The sequence below is a fragment of the Streptomyces sp. JLYT201 genome, from assembly GCF_059448825.1.
This window is the reverse complement of sequence record NZ_CM182551.1, coordinates 7,960,971-7,982,037: the sequence shown is the minus strand read 5'-3', so window position 1 is coordinate 7,982,037 and position 21,067 is coordinate 7,960,971. Positions and strand designations below refer to the sequence as shown.

The following is a 21,067-nucleotide window of genomic DNA, read 5'->3' as shown; positions in this document are numbered from 1 at the left end:
CTACTTCTCCTCGGCCGCGAAATCGGTGTGCGCGGAGCGCTCGTTGGAAGGGTGGTGGTGGGAGACGGGCGGGCGGGTGTGGGTGACGGCGGGCTCCTGGCCGCCGAGCAGCAGATAGAGGACGGCCATGCGGATGGAGACGCCGTTGGCGACCTGCTCGACGACCGTGCAGCGGTCGGAGTCGGCGACCTCGGCGGTGATCTCCATGCCGCGGACCATCGGGCCCGGGTGCATCACGATCGCGTGGTCGGGCATCTTGGCCATGCGGTCGCCGTCCAGGCCGTAGCGGCGCGAGTACTCGCGCTCGGTCGGGAAGAACGCGGCGTTCATGCGCTCGCGCTGGACGCGCAGCATCATCACGGCGTCGGACTTCGGCAGCACGCGGTCGAGGTCGTACGACACCTCGCACGGCCAGTGCTCGACGCCGACCGGGACCAGGGTGGGCGGGGCGACGAGGGTGACCTCGGCGCCGAGGGTGTGCAGCAGGTCCACGTTGGAGCGGGCGACGCGGCTGTGCAGCACGTCGCCGACGATCGTGATCCGCCTGCCGCTCAGGTCCTGCCCGAGGCCGGGGTCGCGGCCGACGAGCCTGCGGCGCATGGTGAAGGCGTCGAGCAGGGCCTGCGTGGGGTGCTGGTGGGTGCCGTCACCGGCGTTGATGACGGCCGCGTCGACCCAGCCGGAGTTCGCGAGTGTGTACGGCGCGCCGGAGGCCCCGTGCCGGATGACGACGGCGTCGACACCCATGGCCTCCAGGGTCTGCGCGGTGTCCTTCAGGGACTCCCCCTTGGAGACGCTCGACCCCTTGGCGCTGAAGTTGATCACGTCGGCGGACAGCCGCTTCTCGGCGGCCTCGAACGAGATCCGGGTGCGGGTCGAGTCCTCGAAGAAGAGGTTGACCACGGTACGGCCGCGCAGCGTCGGCAGTTTCTTGATCGGCCGGTCGGCGACGCGGGCCATCTCCTCGGCGGTGTCGAGGATGAGGACGGCGTCGTCGCGGGTGAGGTCGGCGGCCGAGATGAGGTGTCGCATCATCTGGTGGGCTCCGTAAGGGATTTCAGGTGTGCTTCAGGCCTGGGGGCGTCCCTGGGCCGGGCAGCGGCGCGCGGGCGCGCGCCAGCACGGACCCGACGGGTCCGGTACCGGTACGGGGCGGGCTACTGCTCGCCGGCCGCGGCGGTCGGCTTGGCACCGAGCAGCACGGCGTCGCGGCCGTCCTCCTCGGCGAGCTGGACCTTGACCGTCTCCCGCAGCGACGTCGGGAGGTTCTTGCCGACGTAGTCGGCGCGGATGGGCAGTTCTCGGTGACCGCGGTCGACGAGAACGGCGAGCTGCACCGCGCGCGGGCGGCCGATGTCGTTCAGGGCGTCGAGGGCGGCACGGATGGTGCGACCGGAGAAGAGCACGTCGTCGACCAGGACGACCAGGCGGCCGTCGATGCCGTCACCGGGGATCTCGGTGCGGGCGAGCGCCCGCGGCGGGTGCATGCGCAGGTCGTCGCGGTACATCGTGATGTCGAGGGAGCCGACGGGGACCTTGCGGCCGGTGATCTCCTCGAGCTTGGCGGCGAGCCGCCGGCCGAGGAAGACGCCGCGGGTCGGAATGCCGAGCAGAACGACGTCGTCGGCGCCCTTGGCGCGCTCCACGATTTCGTGGGCGATACGGGTCAACACCCGTGCGATGTCCGGGCCTTCGAGAACGGGCCGCGGCACACCGGAGGCATGCGTGTCCATAAAAACGGACCTCCTTCTCCGCCTCACGGGACGGACCTTAAAGGACGTCTAATTTGCGCCATCTGGCGCCTACAGCGTCTTTCACGGTACCAGCAACGGCAACGCGGGCCGTCACCTCCCCCTCGGAAGGGGCCCTCGGACCCATTCGGCTTGACGCAGCCAAGTAACGCTGCGTAACCTCACAGTGAGTCACCAGCCGCGCGGCGGAGCCGCACGTTGTCACAGCGTCCGGGGAGCTATATGTCCAGCGAATACGCCAAACAGCTCGGGGCCAAGCTCCGCGCCATCCGTACCCAGCAGGGCCTTTCCCTCCACGGTGTCGAGGAGAAGTCCCAGGGTCGCTGGAAGGCGGTCGTGGTGGGGTCGTACGAGCGCGGCGACCGCGCCGTGACCGTGCAGCGCCTCGCCGAGCTGGCGGATTTCTACGGCGTTCCGGTGCAGGAACTGCTTCCGGGCACACCGCCCGGCGGTGCCGCCGAGCCGCCGCCCAAGCTGGTCCTTGACCTGGAGCGCCTCGCCCACGTCCCCGCCGAGAAGGCAGGCCCGCTCCAGCGGTACGCCGCCACGATCCAGTCGCAGCGCGGTGATTACAACGGCAAGGTCCTCTCCATCCGTCAGGACGACCTGCGCACCCTCGCCGTCATCTACGACCAGTCGCCGTCGGTGCTCACCGAGCAGCTGATCAGCTGGGGCGTCCTGGACGCGGACGCGCGCCGCGCCGTGGCCCACGAAGAGGTCTGAGCCCGTCAAGGGAGATTCCAGCAGAAACGTGCCGCCGGGGTGGCCGGAAACCCAGAGAGGGTTTCCGGCCACCCTGGCGGCTTTGTCATGCCCAGTGGATTTCCTCTGACGCGGAAAACCCCGGAGGGCCCGCGGCCGTATTGGCCGCGGGCCCTCCGGGGTACCGCGAAAACGAACTGTCGCTATGCGTCCCGGCGAAGGCTCGGCTTGAGGTCCTTGAAGCGACCGAGCAGCCCATTCACAAAGGCGGGCGAATCATCGGTCGAGAACTCCTTGGCGAGCTGAACCGCCTCGTCCAGGACGACGGCGTCGGGCGTACCGTCCACCCAGATCAGTTCGTACGCGCCGAGCCGCAGGATGTTCCGGTCGACGACCGGCATGCGGTCGAGCGTCCATCCCACCGCGTACTGGGAGATCAGCTCGTCGATGCGGGCCGCGTGCTCCTGGTAGCCCTCGACGAGCTCCATGGTGTACTCGCTCACCGGCGGCTGCCGGGTGTCGCTCCGCGAGTGACGCACCCAGTCCGCGAGCACGGTGAGCACGTCGACGCCACGCTGGTCGGCCTCGAAGAGGATCTGGAAGGCGCGCTTGCGGGCCGTATTACGGGCGGCCACGGTTAGCTGTTCACCCGGCCGAGGTAGCCGCTGTCGCGGGTGTCGACCTTGATCTTCTCGCCGGTGGTGATGAAGAGCGGCACGTTGATCTGGTGGCCGGTCTCCAGGATGGCGGGCTTGGTGCCGCCGGTGGAGCGGTCGCCCTGGACGCCCGGCTCGGTCTCCTGGATGGTGAGCTCGACGGCGGCGGGCAGCTCGACGAAGAGGACCTCGCCCTCGTGCTGCGCGACCGTGGCGGTGAAGCCCTCGATCAGGAAGTTCGCGGCGTCGCCGACGGCCTTCTTGTCGATGTGCAGCTGGTCGTAGGTCTCCATGTCCATGAAGACGAAGTACTCGCCGTCCATGTACGAGAACTGCATGTCGCGCTTGTCGACAGTGGCCGTCTCGACCTTGACGCCGGCGTTGAACGTCTTGTCGACGACCTTGCCGGAGAGCACGTTCTTCAGCTTGGTGCGCACGAAGGCAGGGCCCTTGCCGGGCTTGACGTGCTGGAACTCGACGACGGACCAGAGCTGGCCCCCGTCGAGCTTGAGCACCATGCCGTTCTTGAGGTCGTTCGTGGAAGCCACGGTTGCGGAATCTCCTGGACTGACGTGGACGACCCCGGCGCACGCGCTACAGCGCGAGCAGCTCCTTGGTCGTGATGGTGAGTAGCTCGGGTCCGCCGTCCGCCTCGCAGCGAACGACGAGCGTGTCATCGATCCGGACCCCGCCCCGGCCCGGGAGGTGAACCCCCGGTTCGACGGTGACCGGCACGCAAGCGTCCAGTTTACCCATGGCTGCGGGCGCCAACTGCGGGTCCTCGTCGATTTCGAGCCCGACGCCGTGTCCGGTGCGTGCGGCGAGGCCCTCCGCGTACCCGGCGGCGTCCAGGACGTGACGGGCCGCGCGGTCCACGTCGCGGCAGGCGGCGCCGGGTGTCAGGGCCTCGCGGCCAGCCCGCTGCGCGGCGAAGACGACGTCGTAGAGCTCGATCTGCCAGTCCGCGGGCGAGGTCCCGATCACGAAGGTCCGCCCGACCTCGCTGCGATAGCCGCGGTACGCGGCGCCGAGGCACACGGACAGGAAGTCGCCCTCCTCGACGCGCCGGTCGGTGGGGCGGTGGCCGCCGCGCCCGGAGTGCGGCCCGGTGGCCACGGAGGTCGGGAAGGCCGCGCCGTCCGCACCGTGGTCGACGAGCCGCCGCTCCAGCTCCAGTGCGAGGTGGCGCTCGGTGCGGCCCACCAGGATCGACTCCAGCAGCTCCCCGAGGGCCTGGTCGGCGATCTCCGCCGCGATCCGCAGACAGGAGATCTCCTCCTCGTCCTTGACCAGGCGCAGCTGCTCCACGCCGCGCGCGAGGTCGACCAGGCGCAGCCGGGGCGCCACGGACGCCAGGGCCCGGTGCCGGGCCACGCTGAGGTGGTGCTCCTCGACGGCCAGGGACTCCGCGCCCTGCGCCTGCGCCTGCCCGGCCGCCGCGACGGCGGCGTCACCGGCCGGTGCGTCGAGGACCCGGGTGCGCAGCTCGGCGTCGGGCCGCTCGGGACCGTCCTCCTCCCCCGGTGGCCGTGGGCACAGCAGGACGTCCTCGGACCGGCCCAGGAGGAGGGCGGCTCCCTGGGGCGCCGCTCCCGCGAGATAGCGGATGTTGGCAGGCCGTGACACCAGGGCCGCGCCACCCCCCGCACACCGCTCCCTGACCCGCTCCCGCCGGGCCGCGTACACCTCTGACATGGGGCGAGCCTAAGAGCGCGCTCCCGTCCGGGCCGGTTCAGCGCGTCCGACCGGGCGTCAGGGCCGCGCGGACGAGGGGCGGGGCCGGACCGGGTTGACGGGCTCCCCTGCCGCCCGGTCCGCCCGCTCAGGTGTCGCAGCCCACTCCGTCGCCGTCCCGGTCGAGGTGCCGTCCGTACCCCGGATCGCCCTGGTGCACGGGTGCCGCACCGGCGGCACGCGCCTCGGCGCAGTTGGCGTAGGAGACGCCGCCGCCACCGCCCACGTCGCCGTCGCGCACGCCACCGCCCGCGTCGCCGCCGCCCGCGCCGCCGGTCCCGTCGTCGGCGGAGCCGCCGCCCGCCGCGGGAGGCCGCGCCGTGACCGTGGCCCTGACCGTCTTCGTCGCACGCACGGTGACGGTCTCGGCCGGCTCCGGCTCGGCCGTCGGCGTCGCGGTGCGGGTCCTGGTGAGGGTCTCGGTCGCGGTGACGGTGGGGCCCGCCGCCGCGCTGGTGGACCCGCCGTCGCCCCCGCCGCCTCCCACGGCCGCGCCGAGGAAGCAGGCGAGGACCAGGGCGGGGATGACGTAGCGCTTGCGCGCCCATCCCGGCGCGGGCCGGGGCGAGGGCGTGGGTGCGTACGGATGGCTCATGGCGTCCCCCAAGGGGTCGTACTCGCTGGGAGCAGACCGTAGCGCCGGGGTGGCCGCCGCGCGGGGGCTTCGGCTCGGTGGTGACGCAGTCGTGACCGTGCGCCTCTAGCGGCCCGGGTCTACCACTGGGGCGGGCTCGTGAGGGCGCGGGTGAGGACCTCGTCCAGGACGCGGGCCGTGGCGGGGACGTCCAGCTGGGAGTTGTCGATGATGGGCAGGCCCGAGCCGTACCAGCCGGCCATGCGGCCGTGGATGCGGGCCACCTCCTCGTCGGTGAGGCGGCGGTTGCCCGAGCGCTGGGCGTTGCGCTCCAGGACGACCTCCAGTCCGGGCAGCAGGACCACGGGCAGCAGGCCGGGGCCCACGTGCCGCTTCCAGCCGCCGAGGCCGACCACCGGGCGGTCCGGGAAGACCGCGTCGTCGAGGACGCAGGAGATGCCGTTGGCCAGGAAGTTCCGCGCGGCGAAGCCGCAGGTGCGGCGGGCCAGGCGGTACTGCGCCTCGGAGTTGTCGTTCCACCCCGTCTGGGGGTCGGCGAAGCCCGAGCGCACCCATTCGCGGACGTCGTCGAGGCTGATGTGGGCCGTCGGCACCCGGCGGTGCTCGGCCCAGTACTTGGCGACGCTGGTCTTGCCCGCGCCCGCGGGGCCGATGAGGAGCACGGCGAGGGTCGTGGAGCCCGTGTCGGCGGGGGCCGTGCCGGGCGGCGGGCTCGGCACGGCGACGGGGCCGCCGGGCGGGAGCTGGATGTGGCTCGTGGTGTCGCGCGCGGGCGGCGCCGGGGCGTGGTGCGCGGCGTGCGGGACGGCGTGGGGGTGCGGGGCTCCCGCCGGGACGTGCGGCGCTCCCCCGGGTGCGTGTGGAGCGCCTCCGGGCGCGTGCGGGGCCCCGCCGGGCGCGTGCGGCGCTCCCGGTGCGTGCGGGGCGCCAGGGGCCTGTGGGGCTCCCGGAGCGTGGGCGGCGGGCGGCAGGGGCGCCGGGCCCGGAGGGTGCGGTGCGGGGCCGGAGGCGGTGGCCGCGAAGCCCGGCGCGGGCGCGGGGTGCGGCGCGCCGACGGGCACGGCACCCGGCTGCGGGGCGCTCGGGTGGTGGGCGGACACCGACCAGCCGGTGGCCGGTCCGTGCCCCGGCTGAGGGGGCGGCGGCAGCGGAGACCCCACGGTGTGCTGCATCCGGTGCCACTCCGTCTCGTGCGACTGACCTGGTACGGGCGGCGGGGCCACCCGCATTGAACGGTACCGCCCCCGGCCGACGTTGTGTGAACGGCCGGGGCGGCCCCGAAGTGCCCGTGGCTTGTTTCGCTCCGCCCGCGCGCGGGCGGAGCGAACGGTCAGTCGGCGACCTCGCCGTACGCGGCGAGCAGCACCGCCGGATCCGGCCCCTCCAGGACGGTCGGCTTGCCGAGGCCGTCCAGGACGATGAAGCGCAGCAGGTCGCCACGGGACTTCTTGTCGACCTTCATCGTCTCCAGGAGCTTGGGCCACTGGTCGTAGCGGTAGCTCAGGGGCAGCCCCACGGACTCCAGGACCGTGCGGTGCCGGTCCGCCGTCTCGTCGTCCAACCGGCCGGCCACGCGGCCGAGTTCGGCCGCGAAGTGCATGCCGACGGCGACGGCCGCGCCGTGCCGCCACTGGTAGCGCTCGTTCTTTTCGATGGCGTGCGCCAGCGTGTGCCCGTAGTTCAGGATCTCGCGCCGTCCGGACTCCTTCAGATCGCCGGAGACGACATCGGCCTTGACCCTGATGGAGCGCTCGATCAGCTCGGCGGTGTGCGGCCCGGCGGGCGTGCGGGCCGCCTGCGGGTCGGCCTCGATCAGGTCGAGGATCGCGGGGTCCGCGATGAACCCGGCCTTGATGATCTCCGCGAGCCCGGAGACGTAGTCGTGCACCGGCAGCGAGTCCAGTGCCGCGAGGTCGCAGAGCACGCCCGCGGGCGGGTGGAAGGAGCCCACCAGGTTCTTGCCCTCGGCGGTGTTGATGCCGGTCTTCCCGCCGACCGCCGCGTCCACCATGGCGAGCACGGTCGTGGGGACCGCGATCCAGCGCACCCCGCGCAGCCAGGTAGCGGCCACGAACCCGGCCACGTCGGTGGTGGCACCGCCGCCCACGCCGACGATCACATCGGTGCGGGTGAAGCCGGACTGGCCGAGCGCCTTCCAGCAGTAGGCGGCGACCTCGGCGGTCTTGGCCTCCTCGGCGTTGGGCACCTGGATGGCCACCGCCTCGTACCCCTGGTCGGCCAGGTCCTGGCGGAGCGCCTCGCCGGTGTCGGCGAGCGCCTCGGGGTGGATGACGGCCACGCGCTTGGCCGAGCCGCCGATCAGGCCGCCGAGCTCACCGAGCAGCTGTCGCCCGACGAGCACCTCGTACGGCTCCGTGCCCGCCGAGCCGCCGACGGGGATCCGCGTCACTGCCTCACTCATGCTTGTGTCAACTCCAGGGCGTCGAGGACCGCTTCCACGACCTCTTCCGGGGTCCGGCCGTCGGTGGCGACGACGGCGCGGGCGACTTCTTCGTACAGGGGACGGCGGGCGTCCATCAGCTCGCGCCACTGCTTGCGCGGGTTGACGGCGAGCAGCGGCCGCGCGGTGCCGAGGCCGACGCGGCGCACCGCCTCCTCGACGTCCATCGAGAGGTAGACGACGGGCAGGCCGCGCAGCAGCGACCGGATGCCCTCGTCGAGGATCGCGCCGCCGCCGAGGCCGAGTACGCCCTCGTGCCCGGCGACGGCGGCGCGCACCGCCGCGCGCTCCAGGGCGCGGAAGTGCTCCTCGCCGTCCTCGACGAAGATGTCGGAGATCTCGCGGCCCTCGGCCGCCACGATGTCCGCGTCTGTGTCCCGGTAGGGCAGGCCGAGCCGCTCGGCGAGCAGCCCGCCGACGGTGGACTTGCCGGAGCCCATGGGCCCGACGAGCACGATGCGCGGCGCGCCGGCGCCCTCCGGTGCCGGGGCGCTCACCGGATCTGGAGGTGGTCGAGGTACGACCGCACGTTGCGCCGGGTCTCCGGCACGCTGTCGCCGCCGAACTTCTCCGCGACCGCGTCCGCGAGGACGAGGGCGACCATGGCCTCGGCGACGATCCCGGCGGCCGGGACCGCGCACACGTCGGAGCGCTGGTGGTGGGCCTTGGTGGCCTCGCCGGTGGCCACGTCGACCGTGGCGAGCGCGCGCGGCACCGTCGCGATCGGCTTCATCGCCGCGCGTACGCGCAGCAGCTCGCCGGTGGTCAGGCCGCCCTCGGTGCCGCCGGAGCGGCCGGTGGTGCGCCGGATGCCGTCGTCCGTGGAGACGATCTCGTCGTGCGCCTGCGAGCCGGGCACCCGGGCGAGCTCGAAGCCGTCGCCGACCTCGACGCCCTTGATGGCCTGGATGCCCATGAGGGCCGCGGCCAGGCGCGCGTCCAGACGGCGGTCCCAGTGCACGTGCGAGCCGAGCCCGACGGGCACGCCGTAGGCGAGCACCTCGACGACGCCGCCGAGGGTGTCGCCGTCCTTGTGGGCCTGGTCGATCTCGGCGACCATCGCCTTCGACGCGTCGGCGTCCAGGCAGCGCACCGGGTCGGCGTCGAGGCGCTCCACGTCGGCGGGCGTCGGGTACGCGCCGTAGGGGGCCTTGGCCTTCGCCAGCTCCACGACGTGGGAGACGATCTCGATCCCGGCCGTCTCCTTCAGGTACGAGCGGGCCACCGCGCCGAGCGCGACGCGGGCCGCGGTCTCGCGGGCGGAGGCGCGCTCCAGGACGGGCCGGGCCTCGTCGAAGCCGTACTTCTGCATGCCCGCGAGGTCGGCGTGGCCGGGGCGGGGGCGGGTCAGCGGCGCGTTGCGCGCCAGCTCGGCGAGCTCGGCCGGGTCGACCGGGTCGGCCGCCATGACCTGCTCCCACTTGGGCCACTCGGTGTTGCCCACCATGACCGCGACGGGCGAGCCCATGGTCAGGCCGTGGCGCACGCCGCCGAGGAAGGTGACCTCGTCACGCTCGAACTTCATGCGGGCGCCGCGTCCATAGCCGAGGCGCCGCCGGGCCAGGTGGTCCGCCACCATCTCCGTGGTGATCGGCACGCCGGCGGGAAGTCCCTCCAGCGTCGCGACGAGTGCGGGGCCGTGGGACTCCCCCGCGGTCAGCCAGCGCAACCTGCTCAACGGTGCTCCTCCTGCTCGCGCCTGGAACTGCGACGGCGCGACCGGGTGCGCGGCCTGGCCCGCCTCCCCTGATCCTCCCACGTCCGGCGCCCCGCACCGGCCCCGGTCCACTCGGCGGACAGCGGGATGGGCAAGTCCGGTCCGGGGCTCAGCGCGCGGCCAGCGCCTGTTCCCCCGCCCTGCGCATGGCGTCCAGGGGCGCGGGCGAACGCCCCGTCATCTGCTCGACCTGGAGGACGGCCTGGTGCACGAGCAGGTCGAGGCCGCTGACGACGGCCCCGCCGTACGCCGACCAGCGGGCCGCGAGGGCGGTGGGCCACGGGTCGTAGAGCACGTCGAAGAGCGTGGCGGGCCGCTCGGGCACCGCGTGGGACAGGGCGTCCGTGCTGCCCGCGGGGGTGGTGGCGACGACCAGCGGCGCCCGGAGGGCCTGCTCGGCCTCCGCCCAGTCGGCGGTGCGCACCTCGACGTCGAGCCGCTCGCCCCACTGCCGCATCTCGGCGGCGCGCTCCGCGCTGCGGACGTACGCGACGACCTCGCCGGTGCAGATCCGCGCGAGCGCGGCGAGGGCGGACGAGGCGGTGGCGCCCGCGCCCAGGATCGCGGCGCTCTCCACCTGCTCGATGCCGCGCTCGCGCAGCGCCGAGACCATGCCGGGGATGTCGGTGTTGTCGCCGAGGAGCCGTCCGTCGTCCGTGCGCACGACCGTGTTGACGGCCTCCACGGCCGCGGCGGTCTCGCTGACCTCGTCGAGCAGCGGCATCACCGCGCGCTTCAGCGGCATCGTGAGCGAGAGCCCCGCCCATGCGGGCCCGAGCCGCTCGACGAACCCGGGCAGCGCCGCCTCGTCGATCTCGAAGCGGTCGTAGCGCCACTCGGCGAGGCCCAGCTCCTGGTACGCGGCGCGGTGCAGCACCGGGGAGAGGGAGTGGGCGATGGGCGATCCGAGTACGGCCGCCCGGTGCCGGGCCTCAGCCTCCTGTGCTCGCATTGAACTTTTCCTTCAGCTTCAGGAATTCCGCGTGGGACTTGGCGAATTCGGTCTTGTTCATGCCGTCGGTGGCGACGAAGTAGAGCCAGCCGTCCGTCGACGGATTGAGCGCCGCCTTCAGTGCCACCTCGCCCGGATTTCCGATGGGTCCCGGCGGCAGCCCCGTGTGCTTGTACGTGTTGTACGGGTCGGGGTTGGTCTTGATCTCGCTCTCGCTGATCTTGATCTTGCTCTGACCCATCAGGTAATTGAAGGTCGAGTCGAATTGGAGATAGCCGACCGTCTCCATGTTGCCGGGCTTGAGCCGGTTGTAGATGACCTCGGCCATCTTGCGGAAGTCCTCGTGGGTCTTGCCCTCGGCCTGGACCAGGCTCGCGACCGTGATGAGCTCGAACGGGTTCTTGAGCTTCAGCTCCTTGGCCTTGCCCTCGACGCCCAACTCGTCGTATTCCTCGGCGGCTTGGGCGACCATCTTCTTCAGGACGTCCTCGGGCTTCTGGCCCTTGGCGACCGGATAGCTGGAGGGGTAGAGGAAGCCTTCCAGCGGGTCCTTGACCTTGCTGCCCATGTTGGCGACGGCCCACTGGGGAAGCCCGAGCTGCTTCCAGTCCTTCTGGGCGATGTTCTTCGTGGTGCCCTCGTCGAGTTCGAGCCGCTCGTCGATCTGCTTGTACACCCACGCATTCCGCTTGCCTTCCGGAATGATGAGGTTGGCGCGGCTCTTCGGGCTGAGCATCAATTCGAGGGCGGCGGCGGCCGACATTTCTTTCTTGAGCGTGTAGACGCCCGCCTGGATCTTCTGGCCGTCGGGGTTCTTGCCCTGCGCGGAGACGAAGGCGTCGACGCTCTTGACGACTCCGGCGTCCTTGAGCGCCTGCCCGATGGCGCCGCCGGTGGCGCCCTTGTTGATCGTGACCGTCGCCTTGGCGTCGATGCCGTCGCCCGAGTAGTCCGGGGCCGTGCCGAAACGATCCTGGTAGAACTGGTAGCCGAAGTACCCGACCCCGCCGATGCCGCCCGCGAACACCGCGGCCACGACCAGGCAGGCGCAGCCGCTGCGCCGTTTCTTGGGTTTCTTGCCGCCGCGGCCGCGCCGCTCGCTCCGGCTGCCGGGGGCCGCGTCATCGCGGTCCTCGTCCTCGTCGCCCCCCGCGAAGAACGCGTGCTCGCCCTGGTCGGGGCCGGGATCCCAGCCGGTCTCGTGGTCGGGCTCGGGAGCGGGGCGGCGCCGGCCCGGCGGCTCGGGCGGCGGATACGCCTCGGGCGTGCCGTAGAAGTCCGGGCGCTCCTCGCCGTACGCGGCGGGCTGCTGCTGCCCGTAGGGGTCGGCCGGGTCGCCGCCGTAGGGGACCTGGCCCGGCCCGCCGGCGTCCCAGCCGCCGTCGTGCGGCTGGGCACCGCCGTTGTACTGCGCCTGTAGGGGGTCGTACCCCTGCTGATGACCGTAGGACTGCTGCCGGCCCGCGTCCCACTCGCCGTACGGCTGCTGGGGGTGGGCCTGCTGCGGCTGCTGCGGATGGTACTGCCCCTGGCCGCCGTAGGGGGACTGGCCGTCCGCGGCCTGCTGTCCTCCCCATCCGCCGTCCCCGTACAACGGGTCCTCCGGATGCCACGGTTCGGAGCCTGGGCCCCGGCCATACTCAGTCATCGATCCCCTACGAGCCGCGAGGCGGGGGCCGCCGTCTGGAACCCAGGGCAACCGTTCCGCCTCTTGATGCTGTGTAGCGGCTGTTCGAACGCCGCCACACCGCGCGGAACGTTACCGTATCGCGATCAGATGACCACTTCGACGCCCTCGCCCGGAGCCGCGCCTGACGCCCGTTCGGACTCCAGGGCCTGCTGCAGGATGATGACCGCCGCGGCCTGATCGATGACAGACCTGCCCTTTTTGGACTTCACCCCGGAGGCGCGCAGTCCCTGACTGGCCGTCACTGTGGTCATCCTCTCGTCCACGAGCCTCACCGGAACGGGGGCGATCCCGGCGGCGAGCTCCTGGGCGAAGGCGCGGACCTTGACGGCGGCCGGGCCCTCGCCCCCCTTGAGGGAGCGAGGGAGTCCGACCACGACCTCGATGGGCTCGTACTCCTCCACGAGCTGGCGAAGGCGGCGGTGGGCGGCCGGGACGTCCCGGCCGGGCACCGTCTCCACCGGCGTCGCGAGGATCCCGTCGGGGTCGCACGAGGCGACCCCGATCCGGGCGTCCCCGACGTCGATCGCCAGGCGGCGGCCCCGTCTGACGGAGCTCATCGGGCGGTTTCGCCGACGAGACGCTCGACGGCGGCGATGGCGTCGCCGACGGCGGCCACGTTCTGGCCACCGCCCTGGGCGACGTCCGGCTTGCCGCCGCCTCCGCCGCCGAGGGTCTTGGCGGCGGTGCGGACCAGGTCACCGGCCTTCAGACCGCGCTCGCGTGCGGCCTCGTTGGTGGCGATGACCGTGAGGGGCTTGCCGTTGGCCGAGGTGAACAGGGCGACCACGGCCGGGCGGTCGCCGGGGATGCGGCCGCGCACGTCGAGGACCAGCTTGCGCAGGTCGTCGGCGCCCGTGCCGTCCGGGACCTGGCCGGTGACCAGGGCGATGCCGCCCACGTCCTTGGCGCCCTTGGCGAGACCGGCGGCGGCCGCGAGGACCTTCTCCGCGCGGAACTTCTCGATCTCCTTCTCGGCGTCCTTCAGCTTGGCGAGCATGCCGGAGATCTTCTCGGGCAGCTCCTCCGGACGGCCCTTGACCAGCTCCTGGAGCTGGGCGACGACCGTGTGCTCCTTGGCCAGGAAGTTGTACGCGTCCACGCCGACCAGGGCCTCGATGCGGCGCACGCCGGAGCCGATGGAGGACTCGCCGAGCAGCTTCACCAGACCCAGCTGGGCGGTGTTGTGCACGTGGGTGCCGCCGCACAGCTCCTTGGAGAAGTCGCCGATGGTCACCACGCGCACGCGCTCGCCGTACTTCTCGCCGAACTCGGCGATGGCGCCCGCCTTCTTGGCCTCGTCCAGGGACATGACCTCGGCCTGGACGTCCAGCTCGCGGGAGAGGACCTCGTTGATCCGCTGCTCGACGTCCGTCATCACGGCCGTCGGCACGGCGGACGGCGAGCCGAAGTCGAACCGGAAGCGGCCCGGCTGGTTCTCGGAACCGGCCTGGGCGGCCGTCGGGCCGAGGGCGTCGCGCAGCGCCTGGTGCGTGAGGTGCGTGGCGGAGTGGGCGCGGGCGATGGCGCGGCGGCGGTGGGAGTCGATCGAGGCCCACACCGGGGCGCCGACGGTGACCTCGCCGACCTGCACGACGCCCTTGTGGACGTGCACGCCCGGCACCGGCTTCTGGACGTCGCGGACCTCGATGACGGCACCGCTGTCCAGGCGGATGCGGCCGGTGTCGCCGATCTGGCCGCCGCCCTCGGCGTAGAACGGGGTGCGGTCCAGGACGACCTCGACCTCGTCGCCCTCGGTGGCGGCGGGCGAGGAGGCGCCGTTGACCAGGAGGCCGACGATCACGGCCTCGTTCTCGGTCAGGCTGTAGCCGGTGAAGTCGGTGGCGCCGGAGCTGTCGGCGATCTCGCGGTAGGCGCCCATGTCCGCGTGGCCGGTCTTCTTGGCCTGGGCGTCGGCCTTGGCGCGCTCCCGCTGCTCCTTCATCAGGCGGCGGAAGCCGTCCTCGTCCACGGTCAGGCCCTGCTCGGCGGCCATCTCCAGGGTGAGGTCGATCGGGAAGCCCCAGGTGTCGTGGAGCAGGAACGCCTTGTCGCCCGGCAGCACGGTGGAACCGGCGGCCTTGGTGTCGCTGACGGCCGTGTCGAGGATGTTCGTGCCGCCCTTGAGGGCCTTGAGGAAGGCGGCCTCCTCGGCGAGCGCGACGGTCTCGATGCGCTTGCGGTCGGTGAGCAGCTCCGGGTACTGCTCGCCCATGGTCTTGATGACCGTGTCGACGAGCTCGGCGACGACCGGGCCGGTGGCGCCGAGCAGGCGCATGTTGCGGATGGCGCGGCGCATGATGCGGCGCAGGACGTAGCCGCGGCCCTCGTTGCCGGGGGTGACGCCGTCGCCGATGAGCATCACGGAGGTGCGCATGTGGTCGGCGACCACGCGCAGCGAGACGTCCGAGCCGTGCTCGGCGCCGTAGCGCACGCCGGTCAGCTCGGTGGCCTTGTCGATGACGACGCGCAGGGTGTCGGTCTCGTACATGTTCTGTACGCCCTGCAGGATCATGGCCAGGCGCTCCAGGCCGAGACCCGTGTCGATGTTCTTCGACGGCAGGTCGCCGAGGATCGGGAAGTCCTCCTTGCCCTGGCCCGCGCCGCGCTCGTACTGCATGAAGACCAGGTTCCAGATCTCCACGTAGCGCTCGTCGTTGACGGCCGGGCCGCCCTCCTCGCCGAACTCCGGACCGCGGTCGTAGTTGATCTCGGAGCACGGGCCGCAGGGGCCGGGCACGCCCATGGACCAGAAGTTCGGGCCCATGCCCAGGCGCTGGATGCGCTCGGCGGGGACGCCGATCACGTCGCGCCAGATGCGCTCCGCCTCGTCGTCCTCCTTGTAGACGGTGATCCAGAGCTTCTCCGGGTCCAGGCCGTAACCGCCCTTGTCCTGGGGCGAGGTGAGCAGCTCCCAGGCGAGCTTGATCGCGCCTTCCTTGAAGTAGTCACCGAAGGAGAAGTTGCCGCACATCTGGAAGAACGTGCCGTGCCGGGTCGTCTTGCCGACCTCTTCGATGTCCGGCGTGCGCACGCACTTCTGGACGCTGGTGACGCGCGGGGCGGGCGGCTTGGTCTCGCCCAGGAAGTAGGGCTTGAAGGGCACCATGCCCGCGGGGACGAGGAGCAGCGTCGGGTCGTCCGCGATCAGTGACGCCGACGGCACGACCTTGTGCCCACGCTCCTCGAAGAAGCTCAGCCAGCGGCGACGGATTTCAGCCGACTCCATCAGTGGTCCTCATTCCGGTTGTACGAGTACGTCGTGTCCGTCGTGTTCGCGAGGGACTTGGGGTTCTTCTTGCTGGCGGGCTCGACGAGCGCGAGGCGGCGCTGGGCGGGCAGTTCGGGGTCGACCGGGGCGTTCAGACCGAGGGCGTCCCCCAGCTCGGCCTCCCGCTCGGCCATGCCGTCACGGACGTCGAGCGCGAAGTCCTTGAGCCGGTGCCCGGCCTCGACGGCCTTGTCGGCGGCGCGCGCGGCGAGGCTCTCGGGGGTGAGCTGCTTCAGCTTGCGGTTGACCTTGGTGGTGGCCCAGACGCCGGCGGCCGCGCCCGCGGTGAACCAGAACGTACGTCGGAACATCGCTGCGTCAGTCCTTCTTCCGCTTGCCCCGCCGTGCCGACGGGAGGGTGCGGCCCACGATCACCGTACGACGGGACGGCTTGGCGGGCACTTCCTTACGGCTGATGGCCCGGCGCACTCCGTAGCCGAACGCCGCGACCTTGACCAGGGGGCCGCCGAAGGTGGAGGCCACGGTCGTCGAGAGCGCCGACGCGTTCGACGTGACCTCCTGGACGTCGGAGGCGATGGCGTCCACGCGGTCGATCTGGGTCTGCGCGGAGCGCACCGCCGTCGACGCGTCGGCCAGGAGCGGCACCGCCTGCTCGGTCACGTCCGCGACGAGCTTGGTGGTCGCCCTGAGCGTCTGCGCCAGCCTCGCCAGCGCCACCGCCAGGAAGGAGACCAGAATCGCCCAGAAGACGGCCACCAGGATCCCGGCCACCTCTCCACCGGACACTGTGCACCGCTCCCTGAGACACCGCCCTGGACTCCAGGGTCGTCGAACGTCGAAAAGTCGTGCTCCGACCCTATCGCGCCGGGGCCCCGGCTCCGTACCGCATTACCGCACGCGGCACTTGGAGCGGGGGGCTTGCACGGAACTGACGCGAGCTGATTGTACGTACCGCTTACGCGTGAGTACGCTCCGTACCCCATGCGACGCCCTCAGCGCCCCGACGACCGTCAAAACGATTCAGCAGCCGCCGCCGGCCCGTCGTCCCCGCCCCCGGACCCAGCGGCGGACGGCCCCGCGGGCAACCTCCCGGCGGAGCTCACCGCCTTCGTGGGCCGCGGCGCCGAACTGACCGCCCTCACCGAGGCGTTGGCGGCCGCCCGGCTGGTCACGGTGACCGGGGTCGGCGGCGTCGGCAAGTCCCGGCTCGCGGTGCGGGCGGCCGCCGCCGTCCGGCCGCGCGACGGCGCCTGGCTGGTGGAGCTGGACTCCGTGCGCGACCCCGACCTCGTGGAACACACGCTCGCCGGCGCCCTGGAGCTGACCGACCACACGAGCCGCTCGCCCCGCCAGGTGCTGCTCGACCGGCTCGCGGGGCGGGAGCTGCTGCTCGTGGTGGACGGGTTCGAGCACCTCGTGGCGGCCACCGCCTCCCTGGTGCGCGACCTCCTCGTGCGCTGCCCGCGCCTGCGGGTCCTCGCCGCCGGACGCAGGCCCCTGGGCATGGCGGGCGAGCGCGTCTTCCCGCTCGCGCCGATGGCGGAGCCGGACGCGGCGGCCCTGTTCGCCGAGCGGGCCGCGGCCTGCCTGCCCGGCTTCGCCCTCGACGGCGGCCACCACGCCGAGGTCCTGGAGCTGTGCCGCCGCCTGGACGGCATCCCGCTCGCCCTGGAGCTCGCCGCCGGACGGCTGCGGGCGCTCTCGCCGGGCCAGCTCCTCGCCCGCCTGGACGACCGCTTCCGGCTCCTGACCGGGGCCCACCACGATCTGCTGCCCCGGCACCAGACGCTGCGTACGGCGATCGGCTGGAGCCACGAGCTGTGCACGGCGCAGGAGCGGCTGCTGTGGACCCGGCTCTCGGTGTTCTCCGGGCCCTTCGACCTGGAGGCCGTCGAGTACGTGTGCAGCGGCGACGGGCTGCTCGCCGAGGAGGTGCTCGACCTCGTCGACGAGCTGCTCGCGCAGTCGGTCCTGACCCGCGAGGAGAGCCCCACGGGCGTGCGCTACCGCATGCTCGACACCGTCAGGGCGTACGGCGCCGAGTGGCTGCGGGCGACCGGGGACACCGCGCGGATGCGCCGCAGGCACCGCGACTGGTACATGGGCCTGGCCACCTGGTGCGAGCTGGACTGGTTCTCGCCCCGGCAGACCGAGGTCGCCACGCTCGTCGAGTGCGAGCTGCCCAATCTGCGGGCCGCCCTGGAGTTCTGTCTGACCGAGCCGGAGGAGACGCACCTCGGCCAGTACCTCGCGGGCACCCTGTGGTTCTGCTGGGTGGGCTGCGGACGGCTCGCGGAGGGCAGGCACTGGCTGGACCGGGCCGTGGACCTGGAGGGCGGTCACGAGGACTCGCGCCTGAAGGCACTGTGGGTGCTCGGCTACGTGGCGATCCTGCAGGGCGACACGGTGCCCGCGCTGTGCGCGCTCCAGGAGTGCCAGGACACCGCCGAGCGCACCGGCAACGCCGTCGCGGCGGCGTACGCCGTGCACCGCCTGGGCTGTCTCGCCCTGGTCTCGGACGACATGCCGCGCGCGGAGCAGCTGCTGCGCACGGCCCTCGACGCCTACCGGCGCATCGGCGAGCTGAACAGCAACGTCCTGATGGGGCAGGTCGAGCTGGCGATGACCCTGGCCTTCCAGGGGTCGCTCGGTGACGCCGTGGCGCTGTGCGAGGACGTGCGGCAGGTGTGCGAGGACCACGGCGAGCGCTGGACGCTGGCCTACGCGCTGTACGTCCTCGGGTACGCGGCGTGGACGCGGGGCGAGCCGGACCTCGCGCGCGAGCTCGTCACGCGCTGCCTCGACCTCGACCACGCCTTCCACGACCTGCTCGGCACGGTCCTCGCGGTGGAGCTGCTCGCGCTGTTCACGGCGACGGAGGGCGACGCGGCGGAGGCGGCCGTGCTCCAGGGCGTGGCCTCGCGGATCTGGCCGTCGGTGGGGCTGCCGCTGTTCGGCTCGCAGTACTTCGGCGGCCCGCACGCGCTGTGCGAGGCCCGGGCCAGGGAACGGCTCGGCGACGAGCTGTACGAGGCCCAGCTGCGGGCCGGGGCCCTGCTGCCGCCGGACGCGGCGGTGGCGCGGGCGCTCGGCCGGGGCGGCGCCGCGACCCCGGGGCCGCGGCGCGGCAGGCGCGCGGCACGGGCCGAAGGACCGGCCCCCCACACGCGCGAACCCGCCGCCTCCCCGACCCGTAAGGGCGGGGAGACGGCGGGCTGAGCCAGGTGAGGCTACGTCCGGGTCAGCGGGCGTAGTACTCGACGACGAGCTGCTCGTCGCAGATCACGGGGATCTCCTTGCGGTTCGGCTCGCGGTCCAGGCGGAAGGCCAGGGCCTTCAGGTTGACCTGGAGGTAGCGCGGGGTCTCGCCGTCGGCGGCGAAGCCACCCTCGCGCGCGACCTCGAACAGCGGCTTCTGGCGGCTGCGCTCGCGGACCATGACGACGTCGTCCGGCTTCACACGGAAGGACGGCTTGTCGACCTTGTGGCCGTTGACCTCGATGTGGCCGTGGACGACCATCTGACGGGCCTGGTAGATCGTGCGGGCGATGCCCGAACGCAGGACCAGGGCGTCGAGACGACGCTCCAGCTCGATGACCAGGGCCTCACCGGTCTTGCCCTGGGTCTTGGCGGCACGCTCGTAGGCGCGGACGAGCTGACGCTCGGACACGTCGTACTGCGCGCGCAGACGCTGCTTCTCGAGCAGACGGACCTTGTAGTCCGAGTTCTGCTTGCGGCCGCGGCCGTGCTCGCCCGGCGGGTAGGGGCGGGCCTCGAAGTACTTGACGGCCTTCGGGGTCAGCGCGATGCCGAGGGCACGCGACTTCTTGACCTTGGGGCGGGACTGGTTCGCCATGAACCAAACACCTCTGCTCTTCTGTACGAAATCGGCTTCACCAGGGTTAGGGGAGGTCACATCCGCAGCCCGGGAAACCCGGCGGGCCCCTGAGGGACACACCCGGCAGCCGCTCCTGGGTCTGGGCACTATGTGCAGCACGCGAGTGGCCCACCGACCGCTTCCCCTCGGGGGATGGTGGTGGGCTGCCCGCGACACCTTCGACGGTGCGCGACGCTCCTGGAGATCCCCGCCCGGGGGCCGGATCTCCGGCTGGATGTCCCGCTCTGGTGGTGCCGGTACGGGACCGGACACGGGACTCAGCACTTCGGGGAAGTCTACAGGCTGCTCAGGGCCGCTTGCGACCCAGGTGTTTCCTGGTCCACTCCACCGCGTCCGCGTAGCGCGCCTCGGTGCCGTGGCGGGTGGGGGTGTAGTACGTGCGGTCCTTCAGGGCGTCCGGGGCGTACTGCTGGGGGGCGATGCCCTCGGGCAGGTCGTGCGGATAGACATAGCCCTGGGCGTGGCCCAGCTTGGCCGCGCCCTTGTAGTGACCGTCGCGCAGATGGGGCGGGACCGGGCCCGCGTGGCCCTTGCGGACGTCTTCGAGGGCGGCGCCGATCGCCGTCGTCGCCGCGTTCGACTTCGGGGCGAGGGCGAGGGCGATGGTGGCGTGGCTCAGGGTCAGCGCGGCCTCGGGGAAGCCGATCATGGCGACGGCCTGGGCCGCGGCGACGGCGATGGGCAGGGCATTGGGGTCGGCCAGGCCGATGTCCTCGCTCGCGGAGATCATCAGGCGGCGGGCGATGAACCGGGGGTCCTCGCCCGCCTCGATCATCCGCGCCAGATAGTGCAGGGCCGCGTCCACGTCCGAGCCGCGGATGGACTTGATGAGGGCGCTCGCGACGTCGTAGTGCTGGTCGCCCGCGCGGTCGTACTTCACCGCCGCGCGGTCGACGGACTCCTCCAGGGTCTGGAGCGTGATCTCCTGCTCGCCCTTGGCGAGGGCCGCGCCCGCGCCCGCCTCCAGGGCGGTCAGGGCCCGGCGCGCGTCACCGCCGGCGATCCGCAGGAGGTGCGCCTCGGCCTCCTCGGGCAGGGTGACCGCTCCCCCGAGGCCGCGCTCCTCGGTGAGGGCGCGCCGCAGCAGGCCCCGCAGGTCGTCGTCCGTGAGCGGCTCCAGGGTCAGGAGCAGGGAGCGGGACAGGAGCGGGGAGATCACCGAGAAGTACGGATTCTCGGTGGTCGCCGCGATCAGCGTCACCCAGCGGTTCTCGACGGCGGGGAGCAGGGAGTCCTGCTGGGCCTTGCTGAAGCGGTGGATCTCGTCGAGGAAGAGCACCGTCTCCTTGCCGTGGCCGCCCATGGCCCGGCGGGCGCCGTCGATGACCGCGCGGACCTCCTTGACGCCCGCGGTGATCGCGGACAGCTCCACGAAGCGCTTGTTCGTCGCCTTGGAGACCACGTACGCCAACGTCGTCTTGCCGATGCCGGGCGGGCCCCACAGGAACACCGAGGACGGCCCCGCGGGCCCGCCGCTGCCCTCGCCGACGAGGCGGCGCAGCGGCGAACCGGGCCGCAGCAGATGCTGCTGGCCGACGACTTCGTCGATCGTGCGCGGGCGCATGCGGACGGCCAGAGGACTGCTCGCCGGGTCCTTCTCCTGGCGGTCCTCTGCTGCGGCGGTGAACAGGTCGGGCTCCACGTCGAGAACCCTATGCCACCCCACTGACAATCGGTCCGGG

General features: G+C 72.4%; 20 protein-coding genes. 2 read left to right on the top strand and 18 right to left on the bottom strand.

Translation table 11 applies throughout. The features are described 5' to 3' along the window. Positions 1-1,035, bottom strand: a complete 1,035-nt coding sequence (locus AC5WAM_RS34050) for an aspartate carbamoyltransferase catalytic subunit (protein ID WP_366794090.1) — start codon at positions 1,033-1,035, stop codon at positions 1-3. Between the two features lie 122 nt (positions 1,036-1,157). Next, positions 1,158-1,733 (bottom strand): bifunctional pyr operon transcriptional regulator/uracil phosphoribosyltransferase PyrR, encoded by a 576-nt coding sequence (gene pyrR, locus AC5WAM_RS34045; protein WP_030674879.1) that lies wholly within the window; start codon positions 1,731-1,733, stop codon positions 1,158-1,160. Between the two features lie 240 nt (positions 1,734-1,973). Between pyrR and bldD the strand changes: the two genes are divergently transcribed. Further along, positions 1,974-2,474: a transcriptional regulator BldD gene (gene bldD, locus AC5WAM_RS34040; protein ID WP_016638847.1), complete on the top strand. Its 501-nt coding sequence runs from the start codon at positions 1,974-1,976 to the stop codon at positions 2,472-2,474. Between the two features lie 182 nt (positions 2,475-2,656). On the opposite strand, the gene nusB is transcribed toward bldD, so the two are convergent. From nusB to AC5WAM_RS33970, 14 genes are all read right to left on the bottom strand, one after another. Next, positions 2,657-3,088: a transcription antitermination factor NusB gene (nusB, locus tag AC5WAM_RS34035; protein ID WP_242715527.1), complete on the bottom strand. Its 432-nt coding sequence runs from the start codon at positions 3,086-3,088 to the stop codon at positions 2,657-2,659. Positions 3,089-3,090: 2 nt separating this feature from the next. Then, positions 3,091-3,657 (bottom strand): elongation factor P, encoded by a 567-nt coding sequence (gene efp / locus AC5WAM_RS34030; RefSeq protein ID WP_138958567.1) that lies wholly within the window; start codon positions 3,655-3,657, stop codon positions 3,091-3,093. A 46-nt stretch (positions 3,658-3,703) separates the two neighbouring features. Further along, on the bottom strand, positions 3,704-4,804 hold the full coding sequence (locus AC5WAM_RS34025) for a M24 family metallopeptidase (RefSeq protein ID WP_366789798.1): 1,101 nt from the start codon (positions 4,802-4,804) through the stop codon (positions 3,704-3,706). A 127-nt stretch (positions 4,805-4,931) separates the two neighbouring features. Further along, a complete protein-coding gene (locus AC5WAM_RS34020; RefSeq protein ID WP_495519860.1) occupies positions 4,932-5,438 on the bottom strand; it encodes an excalibur calcium-binding domain-containing protein in 507 nt (168 codons plus the stop codon). 119 nt (positions 5,439-5,557) lie between these two features. Beyond that, complete coding sequence (locus AC5WAM_RS34015) at positions 5,558-6,610, bottom strand: AAA family ATPase (protein WP_495519859.1); 1,053 nt, start codon at positions 6,608-6,610, stop codon at positions 5,558-5,560. Between the two features lie 158 nt (positions 6,611-6,768). Next, complete coding sequence (gene aroB / locus AC5WAM_RS34010) at positions 6,769-7,860, bottom strand: 3-dehydroquinate synthase (RefSeq protein ID WP_366789795.1); 1,092 nt, start codon at positions 7,858-7,860, stop codon at positions 6,769-6,771. After that, positions 7,857-8,339, bottom strand: coding sequence for a shikimate kinase (locus AC5WAM_RS34005; RefSeq protein WP_495523699.1), 483 nt, complete (start codon positions 8,337-8,339; stop codon positions 7,857-7,859). Before AC5WAM_RS34005 ends, aroB begins: the two co-directional genes overlap by 4 nt. Before the next feature lie 53 nt (positions 8,340-8,392). After that, positions 8,393-9,577 carry a chorismate synthase gene (aroC, locus tag AC5WAM_RS34000; protein ID WP_495519858.1) on the bottom strand — a complete coding sequence of 395 codons (1,185 nt, stop codon included), beginning with the start codon at positions 9,575-9,577 and terminating at the stop codon, positions 8,393-8,395. A 148-nt stretch (positions 9,578-9,725) separates the two neighbouring features. Next, positions 9,726-10,568, bottom strand: coding sequence for a shikimate dehydrogenase (locus AC5WAM_RS33995; protein ID WP_495519857.1), 843 nt, complete (start codon positions 10,566-10,568; stop codon positions 9,726-9,728). Beyond that, entirely contained in the window at positions 10,549-12,216 is a 1,668-nt protein-coding gene (gene mltG, locus AC5WAM_RS33990) for an endolytic transglycosylase MltG (protein ID WP_366789792.1), read from the bottom strand. The genes AC5WAM_RS33995 and mltG overlap by 20 nt, the downstream gene beginning before the upstream one ends. A 125-nt stretch (positions 12,217-12,341) precedes the next feature. After that, entirely contained in the window at positions 12,342-12,815 is a 474-nt protein-coding gene (gene ruvX / locus AC5WAM_RS33985) for a Holliday junction resolvase RuvX (protein WP_495519856.1), read from the bottom strand. Next, positions 12,812-15,484 (bottom strand): alanine--tRNA ligase, encoded by a 2,673-nt coding sequence (gene alaS, locus AC5WAM_RS33980; RefSeq protein ID WP_366789790.1) that lies wholly within the window; start codon positions 15,482-15,484, stop codon positions 12,812-12,814. The genes ruvX and alaS overlap by 4 nt, the downstream gene beginning before the upstream one ends. Beyond that, on the bottom strand, positions 15,484-15,837 hold the full coding sequence (locus tag AC5WAM_RS33975) for a DUF6167 family protein (protein WP_495519855.1): 354 nt from the start codon (positions 15,835-15,837) through the stop codon (positions 15,484-15,486). Before AC5WAM_RS33975 ends, alaS begins: the two co-directional genes overlap by 1 nt. A gap of 7 nt (positions 15,838-15,844) precedes the next feature. Next, the gene (locus AC5WAM_RS33970) at positions 15,845-16,273 is read right to left on the bottom strand and encodes a DUF948 domain-containing protein (RefSeq protein WP_030681106.1); all 429 of its coding nucleotides are present in this window, start codon (positions 16,271-16,273) and stop codon (positions 15,845-15,847) included. Positions 16,274-16,468: 195 nt separating this feature from the next. Between AC5WAM_RS33970 and AC5WAM_RS33965 the strand changes: the two genes are divergently transcribed. Further along, positions 16,469-18,706, top strand: coding sequence for an ATP-binding protein (locus AC5WAM_RS33965; RefSeq protein WP_366789789.1), 2,238 nt, complete (start codon positions 16,469-16,471; stop codon positions 18,704-18,706). Positions 18,707-18,728: 22 nt separating this feature from the next. On the opposite strand, the gene rpsD is transcribed toward AC5WAM_RS33965, so the two are convergent. Both rpsD and AC5WAM_RS33955 read right to left on the bottom strand, forming a co-directional pair. Then, positions 18,729-19,343 carry a 30S ribosomal protein S4 gene (rpsD, locus tag AC5WAM_RS33960; protein ID WP_138958578.1) on the bottom strand — a complete coding sequence of 205 codons (615 nt, stop codon included), beginning with the start codon at positions 19,341-19,343 and terminating at the stop codon, positions 18,729-18,731. A 328-nt stretch (positions 19,344-19,671) separates the two neighbouring features. Next, a complete protein-coding gene (locus AC5WAM_RS33955) occupies positions 19,672-21,027 on the bottom strand; it encodes a replication-associated recombination protein A (protein ID WP_366789788.1) in 1,356 nt (451 codons plus the stop codon). Positions 21,028-21,067 lie beyond the last annotated feature (40 nt).

Excerpts from the sequence above, each read along its gene's own strand:
- mltG (WP_366789792.1), bottom strand. The coding sequence starts at position 12,216 with ATGACTGAGTATGGCCGGGGCCCAGGCTCCGAACCGTGGCATCCGGAG.
- pyrR (WP_030674879.1), bottom strand. The coding sequence starts at position 1,733 with ATGGACACGCATGCCTCCGGTGTGCCGCGGCCCGTTCTCGAAGGCCCG.
- ruvX (WP_495519856.1), bottom strand. The coding sequence starts at position 12,815 with ATGAGCTCCGTCAGACGGGGCCGCCGCCTGGCGATCGACGTCGGGGAC.
- AC5WAM_RS34020 (WP_495519860.1), bottom strand. The coding sequence starts at position 5,438 with ATGAGCCATCCGTACGCACCCACGCCCTCGCCCCGGCCCGCGCCGGGA.
- AC5WAM_RS34015 (WP_495519859.1), bottom strand. The coding sequence starts at position 6,610 with ATGCAGCACACCGTGGGGTCTCCGCTGCCGCCGCCCCCTCAGCCGGGG.
- AC5WAM_RS33975 (WP_495519855.1), bottom strand. The coding sequence starts at position 15,837 with ATGTTCCGACGTACGTTCTGGTTCACCGCGGGCGCGGCCGCCGGCGTC.
- AC5WAM_RS33965 (WP_366789789.1), top strand. The coding sequence starts at position 16,469 with ATGCGACGCCCTCAGCGCCCCGACGACCGTCAAAACGATTCAGCAGCC.
- AC5WAM_RS33995 (WP_495519857.1), bottom strand. The coding sequence starts at position 10,568 with ATGCGAGCACAGGAGGCTGAGGCCCGGCACCGGGCGGCCGTACTCGGA.
- alaS (WP_366789790.1), bottom strand. The coding sequence starts at position 15,484 with ATGGAGTCGGCTGAAATCCGTCGCCGCTGGCTGAGCTTCTTCGAGGAG.
- rpsD (WP_138958578.1), bottom strand. The coding sequence starts at position 19,343 with ATGGCGAACCAGTCCCGCCCCAAGGTCAAGAAGTCGCGTGCCCTCGGC.
- bldD (WP_016638847.1), top strand. The coding sequence starts at position 1,974 with ATGTCCAGCGAATACGCCAAACAGCTCGGGGCCAAGCTCCGCGCCATC.
- aroB (WP_366789795.1), bottom strand. The coding sequence starts at position 7,860 with ATGAGTGAGGCAGTGACGCGGATCCCCGTCGGCGGCTCGGCGGGCACG.
- AC5WAM_RS34025 (WP_366789798.1), bottom strand. The coding sequence starts at position 4,804 with ATGTCAGAGGTGTACGCGGCCCGGCGGGAGCGGGTCAGGGAGCGGTGT.
- AC5WAM_RS34005 (WP_495523699.1), bottom strand. The coding sequence starts at position 8,339 with ATGGGCTCCGGCAAGTCCACCGTCGGCGGGCTGCTCGCCGAGCGGCTC.
- AC5WAM_RS34050 (WP_366794090.1), bottom strand. The coding sequence starts at position 1,035 with ATGATGCGACACCTCATCTCGGCCGCCGACCTCACCCGCGACGACGCC.